Source organism: Streptomyces sp. rh34 (assembly GCF_002551245.1).
In the GTDB taxonomy this organism is placed as follows: domain Bacteria; phylum Actinomycetota; class Actinomycetes; order Streptomycetales; family Streptomycetaceae; genus Streptomyces.
The window spans coordinates 1-2,446 of sequence record NZ_NTGZ01000474.1 but is presented as its reverse complement, the minus strand read 5'-3'; the positions used below and the strand labels follow the sequence as shown (position 1 = coordinate 2,446).

The 2,446-nt window shown below is 74.3% G+C and carries 1 protein-coding gene and 1 pseudogene; both read right to left on the bottom strand.

The features are described from left to right. A partial coding sequence (locus CR470_RS39960) for a protein kinase (protein WP_179892515.1) occupies positions 1-1,121 on the bottom strand: 1,121 nt, incomplete at its 3' end. Between the two features lie 280 nt (positions 1,122-1,401). After that, a pseudogene (locus tag CR470_RS37365) lies at positions 1,402-2,446 on the bottom strand (serine/threonine protein kinase); the annotation flags it as partial.

Here is a 2,446-nt window from a genome sequence, read left to right as displayed (position 1 = left end):
GCCCGCAGCTGGGCGGCGCTCGCGGCGCCCGGCTCGGCGGGGGGCGGCACGGCGGTGTACGGGACGGTGGGGGCGGCGGGGCGCGGGACGATCTCCTGACCGGCGTGCGACGCGAAGGGCTCGGCTTCCCGGCCCGGCGGCAGGTCGTACGGCCCCCCGAACCGGCCACCGTCCCGGTCGTCGTCCCGGTCGTCGTTCCGGTCGTCGTTCCGGTCGTCGTTCCGGCGCGGCGCGTATCCCTCCGGCAACGACGGGACGGAAAGCCCTCGGCCCGCCCTGCCCCCGTCGTCCTCCCTGCCCTCGCCGCCGCCGTCATCGGCGTACTCCTGAACGTCGGCGTACTCCTCGACGTCCGCGTACCCCTCGTCGTCCGCGTAGCCCTCGTCGGATCCGTAGCTCTGGACGGCCGCGTGTTCCGCTTCGCTCCTGGCCGGCGGGAGCGCATGGACGCCGCCGAACTCGCTCGGCGCGGCATGCTCGACGGCCGGGATGCCGTACGTCGTGGGGCCGGCCACCGGGTCGGTGTCGGGCGCCGGCCCGGGGGCGTACCCGCAGAGCGCCTCCTCGGCGGCGCCCGCCGCGAGACCGGTGAGCATGACGCGGCCGTCGTCACACACCAGGACCGTGCGCACGGTGATGTTGCGGTGGGTCCAGCCGTGGGCGTGCAGCACCCGCAGGGCGGTGAGCACGTCGGAGCCGATCTCGGCCGCCCGGTACGGGGTGAGGGGGCGTTCGGCGAGGAGGGCGGCGAGCGAGCGGGCCGCGACGAACTCGCTCACTATCCACAGCGAGCCCGCTTCGGCGAACACGTCGAAGACCTGGTCGAGCCGGGGGTGATCGGGCACCTGGGCGGCGGCCTGCGCGGCCTCGATCGCCCTCCGGACCGCCGGGTCCGTGCCGCTGCGGACCGCTCGCCCGGTGGCGCGTCCGGACGCGGAGGGCCGCCCGTCGGCGTCGAGCACCTCCGCGTCCACGATCTCCGGCAACGGCACTTGGCGGACCAGGACTTCCTGTCCGCTGTACGTATCAAACGCCCGGGTCTCGGCCAGTTCGTACCCATCGGACGGGGGCAGCGGAAGGCGGTAGCGGTCGGCAAGCACCCGACCCGCGTAGTCGTCCACGACGCCTCCCCAGAGCGCGCTCTTCCCCCCGGCCATCGGAGGTGCACGTATCCGTCGGTCACGGTCGCCAGGCGGGCAGTTGACCCGCCGTTCCGGCTGCGCACGGTCTCCGGCCTCTTACGATACGTGGCAACGCGGGCCGACGGGCCGGGTCGTGCCAACCCGGCCCGCACAAACGTTTCCCAGCGCCCGGCCCGGGGCGTTCCCGGCCGGCCCACGGGCGGGCCGGCCGGTCGGTACCCGGGCGTTCCGGACGCTCAGCCCCGGATGTACCGGACGGTCAGCCCGTGGGCGTGAACGTGGCGAACGCCGTTTCGCGCAGCGTCCGGCACTCGTCGCCCTCCCACTCGTCCACCTTGCAGCTGATCATGATGGAGTAGCCGCGCTTGGCGTCCACCTTGAAGCCGCGGTTGAGCACCTTGACCCGGACGCCGCCGTGGTTGCGCTCGAACGTCCAGTCCGCGACGGTCGGGTAGCCGTTGTACTCGACCTTCTTGATGCTGCCGTGCTTGTAGCCGTCGCTGAGGACCTTGGCGCTTCCGACGGCCCCGCGCCAGGCGGCCACCGCGTCGTCCTTGGGCGAGCTGTTGAAGTCGACCTGGACGCGGGGGAAGCTGCCCTTCTTGTCGTTGTAGATGCCGCCGGAGTTGCTGCCCGCGATGGCGGTGCGCTTGAAGCCCTTGGGCATCGCCATGGTGAAGTGGAAGCGGCTGTCGGTGACCTTCTCGTACCCGGCGGGCAGGGCGTCGCCCGGGTCCGCCCCGTCGTCCTGGGGGTCGTCGGTCCCGGAGTCGTCGGCGTCGTCGCCGGACGGGTCCTCGGAGGCCCGGCCGTCGTCCGAGCCCTGGCCCTCCTTCTGACCGCCGCCCTTCTCGCCGGCCGAACCGCCGCCGGTGTCGTCGCCCTTGTCGTCGGCGCCGCCGGCCGAGGATCCGGCCGACGCGGCGCTGTCGCCCTTGCCGCCGCCCTTGTCCGCGTCGTCACCGCCGAGAGTGAGCGCGAGGACCGTGCCGAGAATGGCCAGCGCGACGACGGCCGCGATGATCGCGAGGGTGCGGCGGGGCACCACGTCGGTGATCGAGGCACGCGTGGACGCGGCCGAGGACGGCGGGCGCTGCCCGGGTACGGATGCACTCGCCGCCGCGGACTTCGGGGCTCCGGCGGGCCCCGCGACAGCCCCCTTGGCGGTCGTCGGGCCGGACGCGACGGCCACTGCGGGCTTCGCGCCCCGGGCGGAAGTCCCGGGCGGTGACGGAGGCTTGGGCGGTGACGGAGGCTTGGGCGGTGCGGCGGGTGAACCGCCGGCCGCGGCCGGAGAGCTCGCC